The sequence below is a fragment of the uncultured Cyclobacterium sp. genome, from assembly GCF_963976465.1.
In the GTDB taxonomy this organism is placed as follows: Bacteria; Bacteroidota; Bacteroidia; order Cytophagales; family Cyclobacteriaceae; genus Cyclobacterium.
Map to the genome: position 1 here is coordinate 1 of NZ_CAXBOC010000234.1, position 8,197 is coordinate 8,197.

Below are 8,197 nucleotides of genomic sequence, written 5' to 3' on the forward strand. Positions count from 1 at the left end.
TGCCCTGCATCAGCAATTTCCTCACCCATTATGATTTTCATTAAGGTGGACTTGCCTGCTCCATTTATTCCAACAAGAGCGGTTTTTTGTCCTTGGGCTATTCCGAAGGAAATTTCTGAGAACAAGACTCTTTCTCCAAAGGACTTGCTAAGTGTATCAACTGAAAGGTAATTCATGCCACAAAATTACAACGGTATTTCGGATATTCCCGAATTATGGGCTGGGTTTCGTAATTCATTTTGAATTTTAAAAATAAATAGCTCTTCCCTAACTTATAATTTTTTTAATGGAGATAACATAGAAATTATTCTGATGACCAAAATTGACATCAGACATCCGGAAAAAATGGTTGCTAATTAAAGCTTACACTTAAAAAACAAATACGCTAAAAAATCTTGTACAGCAGTTGTGAACAATAACTAGATCTTTGCAAAGGTCAATATGATCTCTACCAAAAAGATTTAAAGCTGAATTTATAAGCTAATTCCCAAATCTTATAATCAACTAAAAAGTAAATATTAATAGTGATATTAACTGATTGTCAGTATATTTCCGAAGGTTTTTATTCTGATAAATCTTGTTACATAGTCGGATACATAACCAATTTTACTGTAAAGCTCGGTACAGGTTTGGTGCAACAATTAAAATTACTATATGAAATAAACCTAGAACAGCTATTAAATGAGCCTATTCATGAAAATCATCCATGTATTTTTATTACTTAGTTTGCTCACTTTTTCCTGTAAGGAGAAAAACGAATCTCTAAATAAACTGGAAAAAACCATAAAAGCCCCTATTGATGTTAATGTCATTAATCAAAATACCATTAAAAGAAATATTCTTGATCAAGTAAGGGGCTTTGAATTTTTACCTTTAAAAGGCATCCCTTCAGATAAACCAATTCTTAAAGTAAACAAGGTTATAGAAAACGATGAAAAGCTCCTACTGCTTGATAAAAAGAGCTCAAATTTGCTTGAATTTACCTTAAATGGGGATTTTATAAAAATAATTGGTGTAAAAGGAGATGGACCAGAAGAATATAAGTCAACTAATGATTTTTCTGTACATAAAAATAGAAATGAAATCATTATCCTCGACTATGAAAGCATGCTTTTCTATGATTTAAATGGAAATTTCAAAAAGAAAGTTTATTTAGGGAGTAACCTATACCCTAACTCATTTTCAATTTTAGACGATAATCATATCGCATTTAATGTAAGCGTAAATGATAATGAAAATTATAAGATATTGATAACTGACATACACGGGAATATCAAAGGAAGAGAAGCAAAATTTCCTGAGTCAGGAAAATATTTAAATTTCGCATTCACTGGGGGGATGAATGGAGACGGATTAGACACCTATTATAATGCGCCTACCTCGTCTTTAGTTTATAAAATAATTCCCCCTGCAGATCTTTCACCACTTTACCAATTAAATTTTGGAGCAAATACTTGGCCTGAGAATAAAAAATATAATCACCAGGAGTTTGATAAAGAAATAATGGATCTCAATGTATCCTATCTAAATCATAGTTATAAGATTACATCAGACTGGTTTATATTTAGTTATACAGATAAAAACAGGATTTTATACGGTTACTATAACATAAATAACCAACAGGTTTATACTTCAAATACCATCAAAAAATCTCAACGTTTAATTCGTTTTTTACTACCCGTTCCCATCGGTGTGGATAGCAATAATAGATTCATAAATTCCATCGAGTTTGAAACGTTTTTATCTTTTAAGAGGAATGATTCTTCCGAGTTTATGAAGGGTTTAAAAAAATTTAATCTGGACTTATACAGTGCATTGGAAAAAATGAACTATGATAACTCCATTATCTTGACTTTTTATCAGCTAAAATGAGATAAAATTAGGCGAAAGCAAATAGGTCAGCCACCGATTATTGTTTGATTTTAACATCCGACTATTTTTAGGCCATTTTATAAATTTCCCTTCAACCAAATTGGGAATAATTATTTACTAGGAAACTCCTAAAGTAAGAACAGACCAAAATTACCAAATGATGAGACAAATTCTCAGGGATGGTCAAACAAAAGGTTATACGGATTACGATGTGAAATTTGGTTTTATTTCAGCATTTCATTGATAGCATGTACCAATGACTTAACCCCTTGCTTAAAGTGAGTCATAGAATCTTCCAAAAATGGTTTGGCTGTACTTGAATTGCTTTGGTACTTTTCCTCAAACTTGGCCTTCTTTTCTTGAAATTCCTTTTCTAGCTTTTCTTTGTTTTTGTGCAGGTCTTTGATTTTTTTCTCAATTTCCTCACTAGCCTCTCCTGTAACCTTGGTTCCTTTTTCGATCAAGGTCTCAATTTTGCTTCCAACTTCCTGAAGCATTTTTTCAATATCATCAAATCCGGTGTTCTTTTTTTCCATTGCTTAACAAAGTTTAACTTTTTTAAAAGTAAGTAAAAAAATGTATAAAACACCCAAAAAAACGCTCCCCATTTTATGTTTACCGATTAGCCCATAAAAAAAGCCCCATAATTTTGGGGCTAATATACTGTTGGTTTAACCTGCCAATAAGATAAAATATTTGTTCAATATTGGCTCGTATGCTTTTGAAAAAGTGCCGTAACACCACTTTCTGAATTCTTCCAGTTCTCCAGGAACCAGCATATTCAGACCCTTTCTCAACTCTTTCTCGAAGAGCTTGCCGTCAAAACTTACTTTTAATAAAATAGTCTTAACATATTCCATCATGGTTCACGATATTTTAATTTAGGTTTAATTAAAAAGATTGATTTAAATACTATTAACGGTTTTCGTCTAGATTTGTTACGTATAAAATATACTTGTTAATTTGCAGTTATTAAATTACGAAAACACAATCGTATTATATGTATTCAACGAAAAACCATTTTCTTTTTGTATGCCTGCTGGGTCTTTTTTCACTAACGGCTCATGCGCAGGATGTCAAAATCGAATTGGGCCAAAATGAAGTTGCTCTCAACGAAACTTTTACAATAAAGGTAATTGTGTCAGGAGACAAAATAAGATCCTATGACCAATTACCTGACATTCAAGGCTTCCAAAAGCAAGGTATTTCCCAAAGCTCATCGATGAATATCGTCAATGGACAAATGAGTAGTACCAACAGTGTTATTCAATATTACAAACCATTAAGAAAAGGGCAGTTTACCGTACCTGCCTTTGATATAGATGTGAATGGGATCTCGGCTTCTTCCTCAGGCACCACCATCACGGTAGTAGATGCCCGCTCCAATGCCCAAAGTAATCGTGCATTGGATCCTTTTGATGATCTTTTTGGGAGAAACAACACAGAACAACCAGAATATGTGGAAGTAGAGGACGATGCTTTTTTCTCACTTTCTGTCAGTAAGGACGAGGTGTATGTAGGGGAAGGATTCAGTGTCAGCTTCGCATTTTATATGTCTGAGAGCAATCAGGCCCCTTTTAACTTTCATGAACCCGGCAAGCAACTTGAACGAATCATCAATGAAATTAAACCTGGAAATGCATGGGAAGAAAACTTTAACATTAGCAGCATCCAGCCTGAACGTGTGGAATTTGGCGGCAAGAAGTGGACCAAATACAAGGTATATGAAGCCAACTTTTACCCTTTCAATGCCGGCACTGTGGATTTTCCCTCTGTAGGATGGGAAATGATAAAATACAAGGTTGCAAAAAACCCTAGTTTTTTTGGTAGCAATAGGTTGCAAGATTTTAAAACATTCTATTCCCAGCCCAAGTCCATACAGGTAAAAGAACTTCCTCCACACCCCCTCAAAAATGAAGTCAGTGTAGGGAATTACAGACTGAGGGAAAACATCAGCGATTTGGAGGTAAAAACCGGAGAAGGTTTTACCTACGATTTTATTATCACAGGCGAAGGCAATATAAGCTCCATTCGCCCTCCCAAAATCAAAAAGGGCCAAAAGCTAAATACTTTTGATCCCAATGAGCAGGTGCAAATCAACAGAGGTCGAGGAAAAGTGACCGGAATGAAGGAATTTAGCTATTTCATGACATTAAATGAAGCAGAGGTAGTACCTTTGAAAGATCATTTTGAATGGATTTATTTTAATCCGGCATTGGCCAAATACGATACCCTTGTTCCTCAAGCTGTGGTACAGGTGACCGGAGAGAGCCGAATCAACCAGGCCATTTCTTCTTCCAGGCTGGGAGGATTATATGACCTAATAGAAGTAGAAGACAATAAGCTTTTAAACCAAGGATATAAGTCTTATTTTTCCAGCCTAATTAATATTTTGCTATTGCTGGCCCTGGGATTATTGGCCTATTTGATTGTAAAGAAAAAGTAATTCATGCGTAATACATTTGGAAATATATTCACAATTACCACCTTCGGAGAATCACATGGTAGAGGACTCGGAGTGATTATAGATGGCTGTCCGGCAGGCGTTAAGATAGATGAGGATTTTATCAGGACGGAATTGCAGCGAAGGAAACCAGGTCAATCTAAAATAACGACCCAAAGAAAAGAAGAGGACAATTTTGAGATCCTTTCCGGAGTATTTGAGGGACAGAGTACAGGCACACCCATTGCCATGGTCATCTACAATACCGACCAGAAAAGTAAAGACTATTCGCATATTGCAGATAAATTCAGGCCTTCCCATGCAGATTATACTTACCACGAGAAATTCGGAGTAAGAGATTACCGAGGAGGAGGAAGAAGTAGCGCCAGAGAAACTGCTGCCAGGGTGGCTGCAGGAGCTGTGGCCAAACTTTTGCTGGCTAGCTACGGTGTATCAATCAATGCTTATGTAAGCCAGGCCGGGGCAGTTAAATTAGAAAAACCCTACCAAGAATTAGATTTTAGTCAAACCGAGTCAAATATAGTAAGGTGTCCTGATACAGACACAGCTGATCAAATGATTGAACTGATCGATCAGGTCAGAAAAGAAAGAGACACCATAGGAGGAGTTGTAAGCTGTGTGGCAAAAGGCGTCCCTGTGGGCTTGGGAGAACCTGTGTTTGATAGGTTACATGCCGTTTTGGGTCATGCCATGCTAAGTATCAATGCAGTGAAAGGTTTTGAGTTTGGAAGCGGTTTCGAAGGAGTTACGATGCCTTTTATACTGAAGGAGATAAGGTAAGAACAAGGACCAACCACTCAGGAGGCATCCAAGGAGGAATCTCCAATGGTGAAGACATTTATTTTAAAGTAGCTTTCAAACCGGTGGCCACCATCATGCAGGACCAGGAGAGTGTCAATGCGCGGGGTGAAACCGCCACTGTTTCAGGCAAAGGGCGTCACGATCCCTGCGTGGTACCACGTGCCGTACCTATAGTTGAAGCCATGTGTGCCTTGGTTTTGGCGGACAACCTTTTATTAAATAGGTCAAGCAAAATTTAATTTGTACAAATCAATGGGTATGAAAAGAAAAATACCACTGCACACCAAAATAATTATCGGGCTGATTTTGGGATTGTTGGTTGGCTTGGGTGTTGTGAAATTTGGAATCTCTCCGGATTTCATTAATGATTATATCAAGCCAATAGGTACCATTTTCATTACAGCACTTAAAATGATTGCCGTACCATTGGTTCTGGCTTCCTTAATTGTGGGGGTATCCAATCTTGGTGACATTACCAAACTCAGCAGAATTGGAGGCAAAACCATACTGACTTATATATTTACCACAGCTTTATCTGTGTCGGTAGGTCTGCTTTTGGTAAACCTATTCAACCCCGGCAAAAGTCTTCCCTCAGAAACCAGAGAGAAGCTAATGGAACTGTATGATGAAACTGCAGGGAGTAAATCCCAGGAAGCTGAGCAGCTCAAAGAACAAAGCCCTTTACAACCACTGGTGGAAATGGTACCTGAAAATGTTTTTCAAGCGGCTGCAGCCAATGAGATGATGTTGCAGGTGGTGTTCTTTGCAATCATTATGGGGATCGCATTGATTCGAATCCCTAAGGCAAAATCTGCTCCTGTAATTGCTTTTTTTGAAGGCATCAATGATGTCATTATCGAAATTGTAGGCTTTATCATGATTTTAGCGCCCTATGGCGTATTTGCTTTGATGGCCTCATTAATAGTAGAGATTACCGGGGACAACCCCGATTCCGCGGTAGAATTACTCTTAGCCTTATTGAAATACAGTGTAGTGGTGATCGGTGGCTTACTATTGATGGTTGTTTTCTTTTACCCCATGATTCTCAAAATCTTCACCAAGGTAAAATACCTGGATTTCTTTAAGGCGCTGCAACCGGCCCAATTACTGGCATTTTCTACCAGCTCCAGTTCTGCTACTTTACCGGTGACCATGAAGCAAGTGGAAGAGGAAATCGGTGTATCCGAAGAAATAAGTAGCTTTGTCTTGCCCCTTGGGGCCACCATCAATATGGATGGCACCAGCTTATATCAAGGCGTAGCTGCGGTATTTATCGCGCAAGCCATGAGTTTTGACCTTAGTCTTAGCCAACAATTGATGATTGTGATGACAGCTACATTGGCCTCCATAGGTACAGCCGGCGTTCCCGGGGCCGGTATCATTATGCTAATCATTGTTCTGGAGTCTATTGGCGTACCTTCGGCAGGAATTGCATTGATTCTCGCACCGGACAGAATTTTGGATATGTTTAGGACCATTGTAAATGTGACAGGGGATGCCATGGTCTGCACAGTGGTGGCATCCACAGAGGGTGAGTTGCCTGATGGGTTGATAAGAAAATCCAATCCACTTACCAATTCTTAAAGCAAAATTTGGGGAATTGTGCGGCATCCGAACCAAGATGTGCCCACTTTCGTTCTAAGACTACAAAGTAAAAAATTAGGAAATAATAAAAAGGATATAATGTTAGAAGCACAAAAAAGACCTGTACACCTGTACATGGAGGCAAACCCAAATCCAAATTCATTAAAATTTGTCGCCAATTTTATGTTGACAGATGATGGGGTAAGTTTTGATTTTCCGGATGAGGAAAGTGCGTCAAATTCTCCCCTAGCTTTGGAATTGTTTAATTTTGCTGCCATTGAAAGGGTATTCATTGCCTCCAACTTTGTAACTGTTACCAAGAAGGGTGACATTCCTTGGGAAGACATTCAGCAACATATTCGAGATCAAATCAAAAATTTTCTTGAAAGTGGCAAACAACCCATCTCCACTCAATTCGATGCTGACCCCCTTTTCGACGAGAATGACAGTGAGGTTGTTAAAAAAATTAAAGGCATACTTGATGAATACATTCGTCCGGCTGTAGAACAAGATGGAGGAGCAATTGTCTTCCATAGTTTTCAAGACGGAGTTGTCAAAGTGCTATTGCAGGGTGCCTGCTCAGGTTGTCCTTCGAGTACCGTTACCTTAAAAGCAGGTATTGAAAACCTATTGACAAGAATGTTACCGGAGGTAAAAAGTGTGGAAGCTGAGGGCGTTTAACCTTAGGTACATCTCTGCTGTTTATACCCTTGATTAGGAGGATGAAGATTGGCAAATGGACAGGTGTATACCTAGGGATAATTGCGCTTTTGTTTAGGTACTTGGCGGCATCATCCCCCTTTCTTACAGAAAAATGGTATACAACCGGCCTTTACCCTTTGGTAAGGGCTCTGCTTGATCACACCCTTCTACTTTTACCTTTTCCTGCGCTTTACCTTTTGTTTATTCTCCTTATCTATTTAGGATATCGCTTTGTTCGGAAGCTTTTCAAGAGGGAAAGCCGAAAGCAAGGCCTTTTCTTGCTTCCCAGGGTTATTTTAAATTTCTTGGGCCTCTTAATTTTTTCCTTTCTGACCCTTTGGGCCTACAATTACTACCGCGTACCGCTTTACCAAAAACTTAAGTTAAGTCCAAGTCCTTTATCTATCGGCTTATTAATTGAAGAAATGGAGACCACGCAACAGTCTCTCCAAAGTTTAAGAGACAAGGTGCAACCCGATTCGAAAAAATGGGCTGATATTCCTGATTTTACTATCCAAAGTGCTTTGATCAGAGATGAAATGAAGTCCATGCTTAGAGAATGGGAGCATGGGGGGAAAGGTTCTCCGGTAGTCAAACAGTTTTACCCCGAGGGCACCTTAAGAAGGCTTGGGATTTTCGGTATTTATTTCCCTTTCACAGGAGAGGCTTACTTGGACCCTAGTCTTCACCCATTAGAAAAAAGTTTTACCATGGCACATGAATTGGCCCACGGATTTGGAATAACAGATGAAGGAGAGGCTAATTTTATGGCTT

The 8,197-nt window shown here is 38.4% G+C and carries 8 protein-coding genes and 1 pseudogene; 6 read left to right on the forward strand and 3 right to left on the reverse strand.

Translation table 11 applies throughout. The features are described 5' to 3' along the window. Nucleotides 1-176: ATP-binding cassette domain-containing protein (locus AAC037_RS13670; RefSeq protein ID WP_339903517.1), on the reverse strand; the 176-nt coding region annotated here is incomplete at its 3' end. A gap of 517 nt (nt 177-693) precedes the next feature. Between AAC037_RS13670 and AAC037_RS13675 the strand changes: the two genes are divergently transcribed. Next, the gene (locus tag AAC037_RS13675) at nt 694-1,872 is read left to right on the forward strand and encodes a 6-bladed beta-propeller (RefSeq protein WP_339903511.1); all 1,179 of its coding nucleotides are present in this window, start codon (nt 694-696) and stop codon (nt 1,870-1,872) included. 224 nt (nt 1,873-2,096) lie between these two features. Here the strand turns inward: AAC037_RS13675 and AAC037_RS13680 are convergent, their stop codons facing one another. Further along, nucleotides 2,097-2,408 carry a hypothetical protein gene (locus tag AAC037_RS13680; protein ID WP_339903512.1) on the reverse strand — a complete coding sequence of 104 codons (312 nt, stop codon included), beginning with the start codon at nt 2,406-2,408 and terminating at the stop codon, nt 2,097-2,099. Nucleotides 2,409-2,543: 135 nt separating this feature from the next. After that, a complete protein-coding gene (locus tag AAC037_RS13685; RefSeq protein WP_303613984.1) occupies nt 2,544-2,735 on the reverse strand; it encodes a hypothetical protein in 192 nt (63 codons plus the stop codon). A gap of 137 nt (nt 2,736-2,872) precedes the next feature. Here AAC037_RS13685 and AAC037_RS13690 point away from each other — a divergent pair, with 137 nt between their 5' ends. The 5 genes and pseudogenes from AAC037_RS13690 to AAC037_RS13710 all read left to right on the forward strand — a co-directional run. Then, nucleotides 2,873-4,318, forward strand: coding sequence for a BatD family protein (locus AAC037_RS13690; RefSeq protein ID WP_339903513.1), 1,446 nt, complete (start codon nt 2,873-2,875; stop codon nt 4,316-4,318). Nucleotides 4,319-4,321: 3 nt separating this feature from the next. Next, a pseudogene (gene aroC / locus AAC037_RS13695) lies at nt 4,322-5,376 on the forward strand (chorismate synthase). 19 nt (nt 5,377-5,395) lie between these two features. Continuing rightward, nucleotides 5,396-6,721: a dicarboxylate/amino acid:cation symporter gene (locus AAC037_RS13700; RefSeq protein WP_339903514.1), complete on the forward strand. Its 1,326-nt coding sequence runs from the start codon at nt 5,396-5,398 to the stop codon at nt 6,719-6,721. Between the two features lie 99 nt (nt 6,722-6,820). Then, nucleotides 6,821-7,402, forward strand: coding sequence for a NifU family protein (locus tag AAC037_RS13705; RefSeq protein ID WP_339903515.1), 582 nt, complete (start codon nt 6,821-6,823; stop codon nt 7,400-7,402). A gap of 41 nt (nt 7,403-7,443) precedes the next feature. Then, nucleotides 7,444-8,197 (forward strand): DUF3810 family protein (locus AAC037_RS13710; protein WP_339903516.1); only part of this gene is annotated, 754 nt, incomplete at its 3' end.